Genomic DNA, 18284 nt, shown 5'->3' on the forward strand with positions numbered 1-18284 from the left:
TATAAAGCAAACTGACCATAAAAGTCGCAGCGTACCGGTGGTACGCGAAAAGTCACTAACAGGAAATGCAAAACCAGGAACCACCGCCAGACTCGCCACGCAACCGTTTAGCGTTCCCGCTTTGTTGCGCAACAAGCAGTTAACACTCAAAAACTATAGTCGGTGATTTTAGGATGTACAACTTTTTTCATAACGATATGTACAGCGAGACGATTTATTTTTTCGTTTTAATTTTATTTGTTGATTTTAAAGGTATTTTTAATTTTATTAACTTGTACAAAAAAGCGGTTCTGTGCAGGATGCGGATACAGGGCAATCAGACAGGGGATAATGACGCAGACCCGATCGGAATACGGGCTCTGTCGGTTTACGTCACTTGAGCAGAAAGAGCGCCGACGCAGGAAGGGGTACACAGCAACTCTGTCGTCGACAGGTGGCTAACTTCCGCGTCGGACCCTGAGCATAGCGGAAAACAGGTGAGGTTTTGTCTGTTTTTTGCACAATATAGTAAAGAGAGAAATATCAACCACTCCGCTATCGCCATGGTCGGTTGTTGGCGGATTAGGCGTGTGCTACGCTTTTCTGGAACTCCATTTTCATTTCGGCACGGTTATCTTCCCCCATTTTCCTGTCGGGTGTCGCACCAGCATAACGACCGGTAAATACGGCAAAAGCATTCTGTTCATGGACAGGCATAGAGGACTGAGGAGGGATGATGCGTGGTAAAAGCGTGATGCTCCTGGCCGGGTTAGCCGCTTTCGCGCAGGCGAAAGAAATTAATCTCTATTCGGTAAATACTGGTTCCTATGTTTACCATCTGACCAATAACCACGGACAATATACTGAGAATTTTGAAAACCACTTTTTCTCGGTAGAGCGGAAATTCTCGGAAGATTCGAAATATAGTCTGCTGATTGGCACGATGAACAATAGTTTCGACGATCGTTGCCTGGCGCTGGGGGTGAGAAGAGACTGGTACCACAACGGCAGTGGATGGACCTTTAAAGGGGTCTACGGCTACACCGGCGAATTCTTCTTCGACGCCTTTGAGCATTGCGGCGATCATGGCTCCTACAAAGATTTTAAGGACGCCACCGGGATCGGCTTTTCCCCCTATATCTACCATGCCATTCAGTACAACTTTACCGACTATTTCGCCCTTGAGAGCGGCATCATTATTCCCAGCGTGTTTGTGATTAGCATCCAGTGGAGTTTCCGCTAAGTTGCCGCGTCGTTTGTCACAGGGTTATCACCTTCTTGAGCAGCGTGCTGGAGAGCACAGCGAGAGAAATGAGCACCGACAGGATAAACGTTAGCGCAATCACGCCCAGCTTGGTGGCTAACGAGTGAATAGGGATCAGCATCACCAGCAGGTGGAAAACGGAGTAGTGCAGAATATAGACCCCGGTCATCGCTTTGCTAACCGTCGCCAGCACCGCCTCCTTCAGTTCGCGGTTCTTTTTAAACTGCACGGCGTTAGCGGCGATCACCAGCAGGACGATCAGAATATAAATTTGCGATCCCGTCAGAATGAACGCATTGCGATCGGCTTTAAACAGCGCGAAGAAAAAATGGCGTTCATAAAACCAGGTAAATAAATAGACAAAGGGCAGGGCGATAATGGAGGCTTTAATCACCCGCGGGTCGCGTATCCACTCCGTGACTCGCGGATCGTTAAACAACTGCCCGGTTAAATAAAAAAGTAGCCATGTCCACAGACGATACTGCGGCGGCAGGCTGAAGAGATGTTTGTCCGGGTAGAGCACCGAGAGCAGGTCGTAACCATAAGCGCAGCACAGCAGCGTCAGAACCACGGTGAAAAACAGGCCCCGCCGCTGGCTGAGCCAGGCGATAAAGGGATGGAAGGTATAGATCACGATCAGGGCGAAAATAAACCAGGGCTGGATCAGGTAGCCGCGCTGATAAGGCTCCCAGACATAATAGACCGTTACCCAGAACAAAAAGACGATGACCACGCTTTTAATTTTGCCGATTTGCCAGTTGGCATCGTGACGCGTCTGTGCATCAAGATAACCAGCCACCACAAAAAACAACGGCGTCGCGATGGTCGAGATAAAGGTCAGCAGCCCGAGGATCCAGTGATAGTCATAATCATAGTGATCCCAGGTGTTATAGATAGTGAAAAAGGTCACCGCTGTCATACAGCCTAATGTCTTGATAATGCTGAGACCGGTACTGTTCATCGTTGAGGCGTCATATCCTTATGGTGGAAGCAAGCGTAAATTACCGGCAGAACCAGTAGCGTCAGTACGGTGGCAAAGGCGAGGCCGAACATGATCACCACCGCCATACTCTGGAAAAAGACATCGCGCAGCAGCGGGGCAAGGCCAAGCACAGTGGTAAAGGCGGTCAGCAGGATCGGCCGCAGACGAGAGGTTGCCGCATCAATGATTGCTTGTCTTTGATCTTTCTCCTGTTTTTGTTGCTCTATCTCTTCCACCAGCACAATGCCGTTGCGGATCAGCATACCGCTGAGGCTAAGCAGGCCGATTAAGGCCATAAAGCCGAAAGGGATGCCGGTCAGCAAAAAACCGGGCGTGACGCCGATCAGCGCCAGCGGGACGGTCAGCCAGATGGCAACAGCGTTTTTCAGCGAACTGAACATCAGCACCGTAATGATAAACATCACCAGATAGCCAAGCGGCAGGGTCGTGAACAGCCCTTGCTGCGCTTCACTGGAGTTTTCCGCATCGCCGCCCCATTCGATGCGGTAGCCATGCGGCAGCGTCAGCGCGTCAATGCGCGGTTTCACTCTGGCAAGGATATCGCCCGACGTTTGGCCGCTTTGCGGGCTGGGGTCGGTCTGAACGGTAAGCACGCGGGTGCGATCGCGACGGAGAATCAATGGATCTTCCCACTCCAGCGAGAAGCCATGGATGACGTTACTCAACGGAATATACTGCTGCCGGCTCTGGCTCCAGACCAGCACGTTATTCAGGTGATTGGCATCCTGTCGCTCTGCTTCCGGCGGACGGACGATAACCGGCAGCAGGTCGGCGCCCTCGCGATATAACCCGGCGCGACTGCCGGAGAAATTCATCTCCAGCGCGCTATCAATATCCTGTTTATCCACCCCCAGCTCACGTCCCAACGCCAGAGAGTATTGCGGGCGGATCACCTTGCTGCGGTTCTGCCAGTCGTTACGTACGCTGTCGGTCGCCGGATCCGCGGCGAGAATGTCGCCCACCTGACTGGCCAGCGCGCGCAGGGTATCCGGATCAGGGCCCTTAATGCGCACTTCAATCGCGCTATCGCCGGACGGGCCGAACATAATGCGTTTGGTGCTGGCGTTCACCTGCGGGTAGTTTCTGGCAATCCAGGCCTCGACGTGGCGGGTGACGGGGGCGATACTGCGCTGGTCGTCCATCCGCACCATAATCTGCGCGTAGTTGCTGTACTGGCGCTGCCCGCTGTAGGTGAGAATAAATCGCATACTGCCCTGGCCAATGGTGGAGACGGTGGTAGCCACCCCCGGCTGGCTGGCGATCGACCGCTCAATATCGCGGGTCATCTGCTCGGTGGCGTTAATATCGGTACCGTAGGGCAGCCACAAGTCGACAAAGAAAATGGGCGTATTCGATGACGGAAAGAAATTCTGCCGGACGAAGGTGAAGCCCCAGATCGCCCCGGCTAACAGCGCGCCCATCAGCACCAGCGTCAGGGTCTTTTGCTGCAGCAGTATTCGCAGCGTCTGCTGATAGCCGCGATAAAAGCGGCCGCGGTAGGGATCGGCTTTTTCTTTCGGCGCCTCGGCCGACGGGGCGTTTTTAAACAACCACCACTTGATGAGTACCGGCGTGATGGTCAGGGCGGAAAACCAGCTGAGCATCAGGGAGATCAGCAGCACCTGGAACAGGGATTTGCAATATTCCCCGGTGGAGTCTTGTGAGAGGCCAATTGGCGCGAAGGCGAGGATGGCGATGACCGTGGCGCCGAGCAGCGGCAGGGCGGAGCGGCGGATCACATAGTTAATTGCGCCCAGCAGCGGAGAGCCTTGCTGGCGGGCGATCAGCACCCCTTCGACAATGACAATGGCATTGTCCACCAGCATACTCAGGGCGATGATCAGCGCCCCGAGCGAGATCCGTTGTAACTCGATCCCCCAGATATACATAATAAGCAGGGTGCCGAGAACGTTGAGCGCCAGCGACAAAGCAATAATGATCCCGCTGCGCACCCCCATGAACACCAGCAGCACGCCGACGACGATCGCCAGGGCCATCAGGAAGTTGGTAATAAAGCCATTGACCGAGTGGGCGACCTCTGCCGCCTGATCGTAAAAAATGGCGATATCGATACCCGCTGGTTTATCGGCGGCCATCTGCTGAAGTCGGGCTTCGAGGGCATGCCCCACGTTAATGACATTGACCCCGGGGATAAAGGAGACCCCCATGGTCACCGCCTGGCGGCCGTTGGCATGATAGATACTGGAGGGAGAGTCGGTCAGCCCGCGCGACAACGTGGCAATATCCCGTAGTCGGGTGGTGGCGCTGGCGCCATGAGGGCTGACCAGAAGATCCCCCAGTTCATCGATATTCTGAAACTCCCCGGTGGGGTGAAGGCGGATCGATTCGCTGCCGGCGCGGATCTCCCCGGCGCTGGATACCACGTTGAGCCGGGTCAGGATAGCGGCAAGCTGGTTAAGCGTAATACCGCGCGCCGCCATTTTCGCCAGCGAGATATCAACATTGATCTGCTGTGGAATCGCGCCGCCAATGGCGACTTTGCCGACGCCTGGCACCAGCACCAGCTCACGGCGCAACTGCTCGGCATAGCGCACCAGCTCAGGATTGGTAAAACTGTCGCCCGAAATGGCGAAGAAAAAGCCAAACACATCGCCAAAGTCATCATTGACGAAGGAGGGGACTACCCCCGGGGGAAAAAGCCGGCTGGCGTCACCGACGCGGCGACGCAGCTCATCCCAGATTTGCGGCAGTTCGCTGGAATGGTACTGCGAAGCAATATTCACTGTAATTTGCGATAAGCCATTCGAGGAGATGGAGCTGACGTTATCCAGCGAGGGAAGCTGCTGAATCGCGTTTTCCAGCGGCAGGGTCACCTCCTCCTCCACCTGCTGAGCGGACGCGCCAGGGTAGTGGGTGACGATCACCGCCGTTTTGATGGTGAAGGCGGGATCTTCCAGGCGGCCAATATTGAGCAGGGCGAACAGGCCACCCACCCCCAACAGCAAAATGGCTAACCAGACGCGGGTCGGGTTGTTAATAAACTGACGGGAAATGTCCATTTATAATCCTCGTTCACGCGTCCAGATCCGCACCGGCTGCCGGTCGTGGAGTTCGCTTACCCCCGCTGCAACCACCTGTTCGCCCGCACGGAGCCCTTCGGTGATCATCACTCCCTGCGAGGTCACTTCCCCGACCGTGACTCTGCGCTCCTCAAGATACAGATGGGCGTTTTCGCCTTTTACCACCCAGACGACCGGTTCATTCTTCGGTCGGTTATCGGGGTTAAACACTGCTTCCACGGGCACTACGAGGGTTTCCCGTCCGGCGCTGGCCGGCAAATTGCCGAGATTGACCGTCACGGTGCCGCTAACCCCGCCGACGGTGGGAAAATCATCTGGTCGCGGCATGGTTAAAATGATCTGCCAGGTGAGGGTGCTGTTGTCGCTGCTGCCGGTATGCTCTTTGTATTCCGCGGTAAACTCGCGGCCCGGCAGAGTATTGATCCTGACGACGGGGCGGTAGGCGGTATTGCGGATATCGAGCGAGGTGAACAGATTTTCCGGAATGCTGAAGACCACATCGAGCAGGTCGGTACGCGTCAGGGTAATCACCGGCTGGCCAGCGGCGACCACCTGATGATTACGGATATGCACGCCGGCGGCAATCCCGCCGAAGGGGGCGGTGAGACTCATTTGCGCCAGCTCTTCACGGGCAATTTTCAAGGCCGCGTTGGCGGCATCGCGATTGGCGCGCTGCACGTCCATCTCCGCCTGGGAAATCGCCTGACGTCCTGCCAGGGTCTGGAAACGATCAAACTGACGCTGGGCGAGGGTTGCCGCCGTTTGTCGCTCATTGACCCGCTGCTGGGCTTCGCGGGCATTCAGACGCGCCAGCGTTTGTCCCTGAGTTAGGGTTGCACCCTGGCGAATATCCAGTGACTCCACCTGACCACCCCGTTTAAACGACAGTTCGGTGGAGTCGCCAGACTCGATGCGGGCTGGAAACGTCCGCTGCTGGGTGTTACCCACGGCGGTGACTTGCGCCACCTTGACCATCCGGGGAGCGGCTTCGACGGACGGCGCTTTCTGATCGCAAGCGGTTGTTAATAAAATAACAACCGGGATGAGAGAAAAATAACGGTTCACAGTATTCCCCTCAGACTCATGATTTATTTTACGTTTTTATTAGGCGGCGCACGCTTATTCTGCGAGGGCGGCGACAACCAGATAGGTGAATAGTCCTACCAGTGTACAGGCGACAATGGCCAGCGCGACAAACAATCCCAGACGTAACAGGCTATAACCAAACATGATTTTCTCCCTTAACTCCCACCCGAACCGCGAATGTCATTTCGCCCGGCACAATGTGTGACCGTCGGACATTCGGTGCGGCACTCCTGCTTGTAATCAGCATAGTCGGAGAAAACATGAAGTGTTAAAAAAGAGAATACCGCGTCGCTGTTGGCGTCAAGGGGTTAAGGGCAGGAGATCTGCGGGCTTTCGCGGGCTTTTATAATATTTTTCAGTCTATTAATGGCTCATTTTCTAATGTTAATTTTCCTGTGCTACGTTTAATAACATTGATTCCGCTTGCCGCTTCTGTTGTTGAGATTTGCTTCCTCCCCAAGTATGGGGCTATTCATCACTACGCATTGTATTGGTAATAAAAGGATTATCTCATGTATAAAAATATCGTTGTTCCCGTTGACGTGTTTGATGCAGGCCTGGCCGACAAAGCCCTCTCTCATGCGAAATTCCTCGCCCAGCACTCTGCCGGGCAAATTCATCTTGTGCATGTTATTCCGGCATTTTCACCGGTATTAACACGTGGATTTATCTCTGATGCGCGAAAGATGGAAGAGCATTTGATTTCTACCGCTAAGGAAAAACTCAGCGATCTGGTAAAGAAAAATGCCCTGGCGGAAGAGACCAGCCATCTTTATGTGCGCAGTGGCAATATTCGCGATCAAGTGATTGACCTGGCCGATGAGCTGAAAGCGGACGTGGTGATTGTCGGTTCGCGCAATCCGGGGATCCAGACCCATCTTCTGGGCTCTGAAGCGGCAAACATCGTGCGCTACGCCCATGTACCGGTTTTCGTTGTGCGCTGATGACGGCGGGATGTCGTCCTGACTTCCGCTTCAGAAATCGAGGGAGAGAGTATGAATACAGATAAACCGGGGGCGCCCTTCTATCAGCGTTCCGTCGAGGAGACGCTCGCCAGCGTGCAAAGTACGCCGGAGGGCATTAGCGGGACAGAAGCGGCCACACGCCTGCAGCAGTATGGCGAAAACGCCCTGCCGCAGAAGCCGGGTAAGCCAGCCTGGCTGCGTTTTATCGTGCATTTTAACGATGTACTGATCTACGTGCTGCTGGCGGCGGCGCTGCTGAAGGCGGTGATGGGCCATTGGATCGACATGGCGGTGATCCTCGCGGTGGCGGTCGTCAATGCGCTGATTGGCTTCATCCAGGAAAGTAATGCGGAGAAATCGCTGCAGAGTATCCGCAATATGCTGTCCAGCGAAGCGGTAGTGATCCGCCAGGGTAACCATGAAACCATCCCCACCACCTCGCTGGTACCCGGCGATATCGTGGTGATCCGCGCCGGCGACCGTATCCCCGCTGATTTACGGGTGATTGAGGCGCACAACCTGCGGGTGGAAGAGGCCATCCTCACCGGGGAGTCAACGGTGGTGGAAAAAACCACCGAGCCGCTGAGCGGCGATTTACCGCTCGGCGATCGCAGCAACCTGTTGTTTTCCGGTACCACCGTCAGCTCAGGGGCGGGCAAAGGGATCGTGGTGGCGACCGGCGGCGATACCGAGCTGGGTCACATCAACCAGATGATGGCGGGCATTGAAAAACACCGTACGCCGCTGCTGGTGCAAATGGACAAGCTGGGCAAAGCCATCTTTATCCTCATTCTGGTGATGATGGCGGCGCTGTTCGTCTTTAGCCTGCTGTTCCGCGATATGCCGGTCTCCGAACTGATGCTGTCGCTGATTAGCCTCGCGGTGGCGTCAGTCCCGGAAGGCTTGCCGGCGATTATCTCGATTATTCTGTCGCTCGGTGTGCAGGCGATGGCGCGCCAGAAAGCGATTATCCGCAAGCTGCCGACGGTGGAAACCCTCGGTGCGATGACGGTTATCTGTTCGGATAAAACCGGGACCCTCACCATGAACGAAATGACGGTGAAGGCGGTGATCACCGCGGACAGCGTCTATCGGGTGGAAGGGGATAGCTATGAGCCGGTCGGTAAGATCCACGCCATTGATGACCCGACGCCGGTCGCGGTCGCGCCTGGCACGCTGTTCGAACGCTATCTGCGTACCATCGATCTGTGTAACGACAGTCAGCTTATTAAAGATGAGAGCGGGTTGTGGAAAATCACCGGTGGCCCGACCGAGGGGGCGCTGAAGGTATTGGCGGCGAAGGTTACTCTGCCGCCGCTGACCAGCGAGCTGCGCAGTAAAATTCCTTTTGATTCGCAATATAAATACATGTCGACCCTCTACCGGCTGGGTGAAGAGGAGGTGGTGCTGGTCACTGGCGCGCCGGATGTCCTGTTCCGCCTGTGTCAATATCAGCAGAGCGACAGCGGATTGCAGCCGCTGGATCTACCGTACTGGGAAGGCAAAATTGAAGAGTACGCCCGGGAAGGGCTACGGATGGTGGCCGCGGCCTGGAAGCCGGCTTCCGCAGGCCAGACGGAACTAACCCATCAGGATCTGCAGCAGGGGGTGATTTTGTTAGGGGTTGCCGGGATGATGGATCCGCCGCGTCCGGAGGCCATCACGGCGATTGCCGACTGCCTGCAGGCCGGGATCCGCGTGAAGATGATCACCGGCGACCATCCGCAAACGGCGATGAGTATCGGCAAGATGCTGGGGATTGGCAATGCGGGGAATGCCATTACCGGGCGCGAACTGGAGGTGATGGACGACGCGCAGCTGAGCGTGGCCGCGCAGCAGTATGATATCTTTGCCCGAACCAGCCCGGAAGATAAGTTCCGCCTGGTGCAGGCCCTGCAGAGCAAGAAAGAGATTGTCGGGATGACCGGCGACGGGGTGAACGATGCTCCGGCGCTGAAGCAGGCTGACGTCGGCGTGGCGATGGGGATCAAGGGGACCGAGGTGACCAAGGAAGCCGCCGATATGGTGCTGACCGATGATAACTTCGCCACCATCGCCAGCGCGGTCCGCGAGGGGCGTCGGGTGTATGACAACCTGAAGAAAACCATTCTCTTTGTCATGCCGACCAACCTTGCGCAGGGGTTACTGATCGTGATCGCGCTGCTGGCGGGCAACGTACTGCCGCTGACGCCGGTGCTGATCCTGTGGATGAACATGGCCACTTCCGCCACGCTGTCGTTTGGTCTGGCGTTTGAAGCCGGTGAGAAAAATATTATGCGGCGGCCGCCGCGTGATCCGAAAATTCACGTCATGGACGGCTTTGCCATCTGGCGCGTGGCGTTTGTGGGGTCGATGATTGCGGTCAGCGCATTTATTCTCGAAGCCTGGCTGCAGCCGCGCGGCTATTCGCCGGAGTTTATCCGTACCGTGCTGTTGCAGACCCTGGTCACCGCCCAATGGTTCTATATGCTGAACTGCCGCGTGTCGGATGGTTTCTCGTTGACGAAAAGTCTGCTGGCTAACAAAGGGATCTGGATTGTCAGCGGCGTGCTGCTGGTGCTGCAGCTGCTGATTATCTATGCGCCGTTTATGCAGATGCTGTTCGGTACCACCGGGCTGCCGTTCCGCTACTGGGTGATCACCTTCATCATCGGCTTCGCGATGTTCCTGATCGTTGAACTGGAAAAACCGCTGACCCGCAAATGGCGAACCGCCTGACGGCGTGACGTGCAGTACGCAAAAGAGAACACGCAAAAGAGAAGAGGGGGCATCGCCCCCTCTCTGGCTGACGACAAACCTGTTTCGTCATTGTGCTCGCATTTCTGCCGGGTGGCGGCATTCGCCTTACCCGGCCTACGAAAGACTTCAATATCAAACCGTTATGCAGTTAGCTGTAGGCCCGCGCAAGCGCAGCGCCGCCGGGCAATTCCTGAAGATTGCACGTTGTCAGCAGTCTGAGAGAGGGCATCGCCCTCTCTTTTATTATGGTTCACGCTTGTTGCGCGTTACTGTTTCGGCTCGGCGACCACAGTGCTTCCCACGCCGCGGTTGTTATATTCCCACATGCGATTGACGCTATTGTCGTTGAGGTTGCGCTGCAGATTGCCTTTGGCATCTACTGCGCCAACGTTACCGCTAAAGGCACGGTTTGAACCGACCGCTGCCGCCCACGGCTGGGCGATGTTAAAGCCTTCATTGATGACGCTGTCGCGGATCACGACCTGGCCATTGCTGTTGCCGTCAACGTCCAGCGCGCGGCCCAGCTGCGCGACGTTATCGCCGGACGCGGTAAAGCGGCTGTTGGTCGCCAGGAAGCCGTAGGTCACGCTCTTCAGGGTAGCCGGCGCGAAAACATAGGCTTCTTTCTGGGTACGCGAGTTCACCACGCGGAAATCGGTGTTATCAAATACCACCGCGCCGCGACCGGACACGATATCCACATCGCCTTCAATGTAGCTGTTGGTCACCAGGGTGCGGGTCTGGCGGTTATCCTGCAGACGGTTCTGCACGCCGCTGTTGGTCACAAAGAAGGTGTTCTGACGGCCAAGAATATTGACCTTGTTGATCTGCACCTGATCGCCATCGGTGCGCAGGGCGACGGCCTGGTGAGTACCGGCGTCGACGCTGTCGCCAAGGTTGTTGGCGATGGTCAGGTTCTGCAGCTGCAGGCCGTTATTCTGCGACCAGAAGACCGCAGAGCACATCACGCCGACGGTGGCCGCGGATTTATTCTGGCAGCTATCGAACATATACCATGCCGGTTTGCCCGGCATATATTTACCGCCCGGATTGACCAGACGGCGCCAGGTGTTGCGATCCATTTCAGAATCAATGGCTTCGCTGATTTTCACGTCAATCGGTTTATCGCCGGTACCATACAGGGTCAGGGCGCCAGGCGCCGCCGGTACGTAAACCGTTCCCGGGTACTCGCCAGGCATGATGGCAATAAACAGACGGCGATTTGAATGACGGGCAATCGCCGCATCGACCGCCGCCTGGACGGTGGTATGGGTCACGCCCTGGGTTCCCGCCGGGCCAACGATAAAGTCAGGCTGCGCCGGCAGGCTGATGGCAGATGGCGTCCAGGCCGCGGCATTGGGAGTCAGCGACTGGAAATAGGCCGCCGGGGTAAAGTTTTTCGCTTCATCGGCGTTCAGAATGGGACGCGCGGTGGTGCCCGGTGCAGTCTGCGTAGAGGGCTGTTGATCGGCAGGCGTCGAGCTACAGGCGGACAGCGTCACGCCGAAGGCCAGCGCCAGCGCCAGACGGGAAACGGAATATGTGTTCATGTTGCTCCGGGCAAAATTAAGCGTAGTGAAATACCCCGGCTGAGACGCCAGGGTATAAGTCCTTTAAAACCTGCTGTTTTATACTAACTTGAACGAAACGGGAAGACATGGGCGGAAAAACTTACCGTCTTTACGCAACGTTCAGTCCTGCTGGATGGTCTTTAGTCACAAAAAAATAACATTTCCCCGCGCTATTGTTGACTTTATCGGCGTTATGAAAATAAATGTCTATACAACCCATGACAAGTTAAGCGCTATGACTCAAGCCACCTCTGAACGCGTTATCTGGCGAAACGCGCGTCTCGCCACCCTGAACCCTGATTACTCTCAACCCTACGGTCTGCTGGAGCGCCATGCGCTGCTGGTGCGCAATGGCCGCATTGAGGCAATTGTCGCCGACGCTGACGCCCCCGGCGGGCGCAGTATCGATCTCGAAGGCCGGCTGGTTACGCCGGGTTTAATCGACTGCCATACCCACCTGATCTTTGGCGGCAGCCGGGCGCAGGAGTGGGAGCAGCGGCTGAACGGCGTCTCCTATCAAACCATCAGCGCTAACGGCGGTGGGATTAATTCCACCGTGCACGCCACGCGCGACAGCAGCGAAGCGGAACTACTGGCGCTGGCGCAGCCGCGTCTGGCGCGCCTGCTGCGTGAAGGGGTGACCACCCTGGAGATTAAATCAGGCTACGGTCTCGATCTGCAAAACGAACGCAAAATGCTGCGGGTCGCCCGCCAGCTGGCCGACGACAATGGCGTGGAACTGTCGGCGACGTTGCTCTCCGCTCACGCCACGCCGCCGGAATATCATGGCGACGCCGATGGCTATATCTCGCTGGTCTGCGAGACCATACTGCCGACGCTGTGGCAGGAGGGACTGTTTGAAAGCGTTGACGTCTTCTGTGAAAACGTTGGCTTCAGCCCGCAGCAAACCGAGCGCGTATTTCAGGCGGCGCAGGCGCTGGGCATTCCGGTAAAAGGCCACGTTGAGCAGCTCTCGTCGCTGGGCGGTGCGCAGCTGGTGAGCCGCTATCACGGACTGTCCGCCGACCATATCGAGTATCTGACGGAAGAGGGCGTGGCGGCGATGCGCGAAAGCGGCACCGTGGCAGCTCTGCTCCCCGGCGCGTTCTACTTCCTTAATGAAACCCGCAAACCGCCGGTGGAACTGCTGCGCAAATACCAGGTGCCGATGGCGGTGGCGACCGATTTCAACCCCGGCACCAGCCCCTTCGCCAGCCTGCATCTGGCGATGAACATGGCCTGCGTCAAGTTTGGTTTAACGCCGGAAGAGGCCTGGGCCGGGGTAACGCGCCATGCCGCGCGGGCGCTGGGGCGGCAGGACAGCCACGGTCAGTTGGCGGCGGGCTTTGTGGCTAACTTTGCCATCTGGGATGCCGAGCATCCGGTCGAGATGGTGTATGAGCCGGGGCGCGCGCCGCTCTGGGGACGCGTGGTACGAGGAGAACGGCAATGATGCTGTGGCAAGCTACGCCCGCCAGTCTCTGGCAGGGACGCGATGATAGCGCGGAAGCGCCTAATGCGCTGCGCCTGTTCCAGACTATCGCCCGCGCGGAACGCTTCGCGCCGCAGGAGATGCCCGGCGATATCGCGCTGCTCGGCTTCGCCTGTGACGAAGGCGTCCGGCGTAACAAAGGGCGTACCGGCGCCGGGCATGGTCCGGAAGCGCTGCGCCGGGCGCTGGCCAATATGGCCAGCCATCAGGGCCACGACCGCTGCGTGGATATGGGCACGATTAGCGTCGATGGCGAACAGTTAGAAGCCGCGCATCAGGCGCTGCGCGAGGCGGTGGCCGCCTGCCAGCGTGCCGGCAAACGCACGCTGGTCCTGGGCGGCGGTCATGAGACGGCCTTCGGCCATGGCGCTGGGGTTCTGGATGCCTTCCCGGGCGAAAAAGTGGGCATTATTAATCTCGATGCGCATCTGGATTTACGCTTTGCCGAATGCGCCAGCTCCGGGACGCCGTTCCGCCAGCTGGCGCTGGAGTGTGACGCCCAGCAGCGCGGTTTTCACTATACCTGCATCGGCGTCAGCCGGGCGGCGAACACCCAGGCGCTATGGGATGAAGCAGCGCGCCGCCAGGTGGCTGTCGTTGAAGATCTGGCGGTGCTGGCGGACTTCGACACTCACGTGTTGCCGGAGCTGGAGCGCAATATCGCGCAGTACGATCGTCTGTATCTGACCATCGATCTCGACGTGCTGCCGGCGCGCGAAATGCCGGCGGTTTCCGCGCCGGCTGCGCTGGGCGTGCCGCTGGCAATCCTGCTGCGCATCGTTGAGCCGTTGTGCCGCAGCGGAAAGCTGCAGGCGGTGGATTTGGTCGAGTTTAATCCGCAATTTGACATCGACGGACAGGGTGCCCGCGCGGCGGCCCGTCTGGCATGGCAAATCGCCCATTGGTGGCGCTAGCGATCCGCGCTATTATTTTCGCTTCGCCGCTCCGCTTATTATGCATAAGGAAAGCCAGGCCATGTTTGCACAACAACCTCGTTCCGCGCCCGCGCCTTTCTATGAAAAGGTGAAGCAGGCGATTAGCGAAAAAATCTACCGCGGCGAGTGGCGTCCGCACGACCGAATTCCCTCGGAGGCTGAACTGGTTGCCCAGTTCGGCTTCAGCCGGATGACCATCAACCGCGCGCTGCGCGAGCTGACGGATGAAGGCCTGCTGGTCAGGCTGCAGGGGGTCGGGACCTTCGTCGCCGAGCCGAAAGGGCAGTCGGCGCTGTTTGAAGTGCGCAGCATTGCCGATGAAATTGTCTCTCGTCGCCATCAGCACCGCTGTGAAGTGCTGCTGCTGGAGGAGACCGAAGCCGATCTCATTCAGGCGGAGGCGCTCACCGTCGCCGAAGGCACGCGTATCTTTCATTCACGGATGGTGCATTTCGAAAACGAGGTTCCGGTACAAATCGAAGATCGCTGCGTGAATGCTGCGGTGGTGCCGGATTACTTGTTACAGGATTACACCACTACCACGCCGCATGATTATCTGTCGCTGATCGCGCCATTAACCGAAGGCGAACATATTGTCGAGGCGGTGCAGGCGACGTCAGAGGAGTGCGCGCTGCTGCGCATTCTGCAGCACGATCCCTGCCTGCTCATTCGCCGTCGCACCTGGTCGAAGACGCATATTGTCTCTCACGCTCGCCTGCTGTTCCCCGGCGCGCGCTACCGTCTGCAGGGCCATTTCAGCTCGTAATTTTCCCTGGCGTCAGCAAAACGTGATTGCTGACGCAATATAACAAAATTGTATCATTTCTGTTAAATCCTGGCTTGCGCAGAGTTGTATAGACAAGTATATGTATCTACGTACACAACGTTAATTGTCAGGAGAAACCCCGATGTCGCAAAGCAAATATCGCCAGCTGGACGTCCGTGCCCCGAGAGGCACGACGCTGACCGCCAGGAGCTGGTTGACCGAAGCGCCGCTGCGTATGTTAATGAACAACCTCGATCCCGATGTCGCTGAAAACCCGCATGAGCTGGTGGTCTATGGCGGTATTGGTCGCGCTGCGCGCAACTGGGAATGCTATGACGCTATCGTGAAGGCGCTGAAAAACCTGGAAAGCGACGAGACTCTGCTGGTGCAGTCCGGCAAACCGGTCGGCGTCTTTAAAACGCATGAAAACTCGCCGCGCGTGCTGATCGCTAACTCCAACCTGGTTCCGCACTGGGCCACCTGGGAACACTTCAACGAACTGGATGCCAAAGGGCTGGCGATGTACGGCCAGATGACCGCCGGCAGCTGGATCTACATCGGTAGCCAGGGCATCGTGCAGGGCACCTACGAAACCTTCGTCGAAGCCGGTCGCCAGCACTATCAGGGCAGCCTGAAAGGGCGCTGGGTGTTAACCGCCGGTCTGGGCGGCATGGGCGGTGCGCAGCCGCTGGCCGCGACGCTGGCAGGCGCCTGCTCGCTGAACATCGAATGTCAGCAGAGCCGCATCGATTTCCGTCTGCGTACCCGCTACGTGGATGAACAAGCCACTTCTCTGGATGACGCCCTGGCGCGTATCAAGAAATACACCGCCGAAGGCCGCGCCATCTCCATCGCGCTGTGCGGCAACGCCGCGGATATCGTGCCAGAGCTAGTGAAACGCGGCGTGCGCCCGGATATGGTTACCGATCAGACCAGCGCCCACGATCCGCTGCATGGCTATCTGCCGAAAGGCTGGAGCTGGGAGGAGTATCAGCAGAAAGCCGAATCCGACCCGCAAGGTACTATTCTGGCGGCGAAACGCTCAATGGCCGATCACGTGCAGGCGATGCTGGCCTTCCACGAGATGGGGGTGCCGACCTTCGACTACGGCAACAACATCCGTCAGATGGCGCAGGAAGTGGGCGTCAGCAATGCCTTCGATTTCCCGGGCTTCGTGCCGGCGTATATCCGCCCGCTGTTCTGCCGGGGTATCGGCCCGTTCCGTTGGGTAGCGCTGTCCGGCGATCCGCAGGATATCTACAAAACCGACGCGAAAGTGAAAGAGATCATTAAAGATGATAAGCATCTGCACCACTGGCTGGATATGGCGCGCGAGCGCATCAGCTTCCAGGGACTGCCGGCGCGTATCTGCTGGGTAGGTCTGGAGTGGCGTCAGAAGCTCGGTCTGGCGTTTAACGAAATGGTGCGCAGCGGCGAAGTCTCCGCGCCGATCGTAATTGGCCGCGATCACCTTGATTCCGGCTCCGTCGCCAGCCCGAACCGCGAAACCGAAGCCATGCGCGACGGCTCAGATGCGGTATCCGACTGGCCGCTACTGAACGCCTTGCTTAACACCGCCAGCGGCGCGACCTGGGTGTCGCTGCACCACGGCGGCGGCGTAGGTATGGGCTTCTCGCAGCACTCCGGGATGGTTATCGTCTGTGACGGTACCGATGAAGCGGCGGCGCGTATCGCTCGCGTCCTGCGCAACGACCCGGCGACCGGCGTGATGCGTCATGCCGATGCGGGTTACGATATTGCTATTGAATGCGCAGCAGAACAGGGTCTGAATCTTCCGATGGTGGCAGCAACGCAGGGGAACGCTAAATGAAATCGTTAACGCTCATTCCGGGGAAACTGAGCCTGTCGCAGCTCCGCGAGGTTTACAGCCACCCGCTGAACATTACCCTCGACAGCAGCGCGTTTGCCGCCATTGATGAGAGCGTGGCCTGCGTCAACGCCATCCTTGCCGAAGGGCGTACCGCCTACGGCATCAACACCGGCTTTGGCCTGCTGGCGCAGACCCGTATCTCGACGGACGATCTGGAGAACCTGCAGCGTTCGCTGGTGCTGTCCCATGCGGCGGGCGTGGGTGAGCCGCTGGACGACGACCTGGCGCGGCTGATTATGGTGTTGAAGATTAACAGCCTGTCCCGCGGTTTCTCCGGGATCCGCCTGAGCGTGATCCAGGCGCTGATTGGCCTGGTGAATGCCGGCGTGACGCCGTGGATCCCGACGAAAGGTTCCGTCGGCGCCTCCGGCGACCTCGCGCCGCTGGCGCATATGTCGCTGACGCTGCTGGGCGAAGGCAAAGCGCGGGTACGCGGCGGCGAATGGCTGCCAGCGACCGACGCGCTGCGTCAGGCGGGGCTGGAGCCGATAACCCTGGCGGCGAAAGAGGGCCTGGCGCTACTCAACGGCACCCAGGCCTCAACCGCTTTTGCCCTGCGCGGTCTGTTCGAAGCCGAAGATCTGTTCGCCTCCGCGGTCGTCTGCGGGGCGTTAACCACTGAAGCGGCGCTGGGTTCGCGTCGTCCGTTCGACGCGCGTATTCACGAGGTGCGCGGCCAGCGCGGGCAGATTGATGCGGCGGCACTGTATCGTCACCTGTTGACCGATGACAGCGCGATCTCGCGGTCGCATCATAATTGCACCAAGGTTCAGGATCCGTACTCACTGCGCTGCCAGCCGCAAGTGATGGGCGCCTGCCTGACGCAGATCCGCCAGGCGGCGGAAGTACTGTTAGCCGAAGCGAATGCGGTCTCCGATAACCCGCTGGTCTTTGCCGCCGAAAATGACGTCATCTCCGGCGGTAACTTCCACGCCGAACCGGTGGCGATGGCGGCGGATAATATCGCGCTGGCGATCGCCGAAATCGGCTCGCTCTCCGAGCGTCGTATCGCGCTGATGATGGACAGCCATATGTCGCAGCTGCCGCCGTTCCTCGTGAAAAATGGCGGCGTCAACTCCGGGTTTATGATTGCCCAGGTCACAGCGGCGGCTTTGGCCAGTGAAAACAAAGCGCTGTCACACCCGCATAGCGTTGACAGCCTGCCGACGTCCGCCAACCAGGAAGACCACGTCTCGATGGCGCCGGCTGCCGGTCGTCGCCTGTGGGCGATGGCGGAAAACACCCGCGGAGTGCTGGCCGTTGAGTGGCTGGCGGCGGCGCAGGGCCTGGATATGCGCGAAGGGCTGACTACCAGTCCGCTGCTGGAAGAGGCGCGTCATCTGCTGCGCGAACGCGTGCCGCACTATACGCAGGATCGCTTCTTCGCCCCTGATATTGAAAATGCCATTGCACTTTTGGCTGCACGTCACCTGACGCGTCTGCTGCCTGCCGTACTGCATTAATCACCGTTGTTCTCTGTACCCGCGTCGGGGGAAGTCATTCCCCCGGCCGACCTACATCGCATATTTGTCGTCATATAAAAAAATCAGGA

General features: G+C 58.0%; 12 protein-coding genes. 8 read left to right on the top strand and 4 right to left on the bottom strand.

From position 1 onward, the window contains the following. Window positions 1-715 precede the first annotated feature (715 nt). Window positions 716-1222 carry a hypothetical protein gene (locus tag N438_RS06345; RefSeq protein WP_012542408.1) on the top strand — a complete coding sequence of 169 codons (507 nt, stop codon included), beginning with the start codon at window positions 716-718 and terminating at the stop codon, window positions 1220-1222. Between the two features lie 16 nt (window positions 1223-1238). Here N438_RS06345 and N438_RS06350 read toward each other — a convergent pair whose 3' ends face one another. From N438_RS06350 to N438_RS06360, 3 genes are read right to left on the bottom strand one after another with little or no spacing between them, the layout of a single operon-like run. Then, window positions 1239-2162 carry an acyltransferase family protein gene (locus N438_RS06350; protein WP_162493330.1) on the bottom strand — a complete coding sequence of 308 codons (924 nt, stop codon included), beginning with the start codon at window positions 2160-2162 and terminating at the stop codon, window positions 1239-1241. A gap of 38 nt (window positions 2163-2200) precedes the next feature. Further along, the gene (locus N438_RS06355; RefSeq protein WP_116696185.1) at window positions 2201-5266 is read right to left on the bottom strand and encodes an efflux RND transporter permease subunit; all 3066 of its coding nucleotides are present in this window, start codon (window positions 5264-5266) and stop codon (window positions 2201-2203) included. Then, a complete protein-coding gene (locus N438_RS06360) occupies window positions 5267-6352 on the bottom strand; it encodes an efflux RND transporter periplasmic adaptor subunit (protein ID WP_012542406.1) in 1086 nt (361 codons plus the stop codon). Window positions 6353-6885: 533 nt separating this feature from the next. Between N438_RS06360 and N438_RS06365 the strand changes: the two genes are divergently transcribed. After that, window positions 6886-7317, top strand: coding sequence for a universal stress protein (locus tag N438_RS06365; RefSeq protein ID WP_023339810.1), 432 nt, complete (start codon window positions 6886-6888; stop codon window positions 7315-7317). 51 nt (window positions 7318-7368) lie between these two features. Next, window positions 7369-10056: a cation-transporting P-type ATPase gene (locus tag N438_RS06370; RefSeq protein ID WP_008805724.1), complete on the top strand. Its 2688-nt coding sequence runs from the start codon at window positions 7369-7371 to the stop codon at window positions 10054-10056. A gap of 287 nt (window positions 10057-10343) precedes the next feature. Here the strand turns inward: N438_RS06370 and N438_RS06375 are convergent, their stop codons facing one another. Then, window positions 10344-11627, bottom strand: coding sequence for a putative acyl-CoA thioester hydrolase (locus N438_RS06375; RefSeq protein ID WP_008805725.1), 1284 nt, complete (start codon window positions 11625-11627; stop codon window positions 10344-10346). 154 nt (window positions 11628-11781) lie between these two features. On the opposite strand from N438_RS06375, the gene hutI reads away from it, so the two are divergent. The 5 genes from hutI to hutH all read left to right on the top strand — a co-directional run bounded on the left by hutI (window position 11782) and on the right by hutH (window position 18195). Then, entirely contained in the window at window positions 11782-13101 is a 1320-nt protein-coding gene (hutI, locus tag N438_RS06380; RefSeq protein WP_162550400.1) for an imidazolonepropionase, read from the top strand. Continuing rightward, on the top strand, window positions 13098-14054 hold the full coding sequence (gene hutG / locus N438_RS06385) for a formimidoylglutamase (RefSeq protein ID WP_008805727.1): 957 nt from the start codon (window positions 13098-13100) through the stop codon (window positions 14052-14054). The genes hutI and hutG overlap by 4 nt, the downstream gene beginning before the upstream one ends. A gap of 61 nt (window positions 14055-14115) precedes the next feature. Beyond that, window positions 14116-14841, top strand: a complete 726-nt coding sequence (locus N438_RS06390; RefSeq protein WP_044612711.1) for a histidine utilization repressor — start codon at window positions 14116-14118, stop codon at window positions 14839-14841. Window positions 14842-14983: 142 nt separating this feature from the next. Then, window positions 14984-16672 (top strand): urocanate hydratase, encoded by a 1689-nt coding sequence (hutU, locus tag N438_RS28730; protein WP_008805729.1) that lies wholly within the window; start codon window positions 14984-14986, stop codon window positions 16670-16672. Continuing rightward, window positions 16669-18195: a histidine ammonia-lyase gene (hutH, locus tag N438_RS06400; RefSeq protein WP_110196038.1), complete on the top strand. Its 1527-nt coding sequence runs from the start codon at window positions 16669-16671 to the stop codon at window positions 18193-18195. Before hutU ends, hutH begins: the two co-directional genes overlap by 4 nt. The last annotated feature ends 89 nt before the right edge of the window (window positions 18196-18284 follow it).

This window comes from Klebsiella sp. GL120222-02, from assembly GCF_003097195.1.
In the GTDB taxonomy this organism is placed as follows: domain Bacteria; phylum Pseudomonadota; class Gammaproteobacteria; order Enterobacterales; family Enterobacteriaceae; genus Klebsiella; species Klebsiella variicola.

Bases quoted from the DNA above. Each gene is read 5' to 3' on its own strand.
- N438_RS06345 (WP_012542408.1), top strand. From the start codon at position 716: ATGCGTGGTAAAAGCGTGATGCTCCTGGCCGGGTTAGCCGCTTTCGCG.
- N438_RS06350 (WP_162493330.1), bottom strand. From the start codon at position 2,162: ATGACAGCGGTGACCTTTTTCACTATCTATAACACCTGGGATCACTAT.
- N438_RS06355 (WP_116696185.1), bottom strand. From the start codon at position 5,266: ATGGACATTTCCCGTCAGTTTATTAACAACCCGACCCGCGTCTGGTTA.
- N438_RS06365 (WP_023339810.1), top strand. From the start codon at position 6,886: ATGTATAAAAATATCGTTGTTCCCGTTGACGTGTTTGATGCAGGCCTG.
- N438_RS06370 (WP_008805724.1), top strand. From the start codon at position 7,369: ATGAATACAGATAAACCGGGGGCGCCCTTCTATCAGCGTTCCGTCGAG.
- N438_RS06375 (WP_008805725.1), bottom strand. From the start codon at position 11,627: ATGAACACATATTCCGTTTCCCGTCTGGCGCTGGCGCTGGCCTTCGGC.
- hutI (WP_162550400.1), top strand. From the start codon at position 11,782: ATGGTCTTTAGTCACAAAAAAATAACATTTCCCCGCGCTATTGTTGAC.
- hutG (WP_008805727.1), top strand. From the start codon at position 13,098: ATGATGCTGTGGCAAGCTACGCCCGCCAGTCTCTGGCAGGGACGCGAT.
- N438_RS06390 (WP_044612711.1), top strand. From the start codon at position 14,116: ATGTTTGCACAACAACCTCGTTCCGCGCCCGCGCCTTTCTATGAAAAG.
- hutU (WP_008805729.1), top strand. From the start codon at position 14,984: ATGTCGCAAAGCAAATATCGCCAGCTGGACGTCCGTGCCCCGAGAGGC.
- hutH (WP_110196038.1), top strand. From the start codon at position 16,669: ATGAAATCGTTAACGCTCATTCCGGGGAAACTGAGCCTGTCGCAGCTC.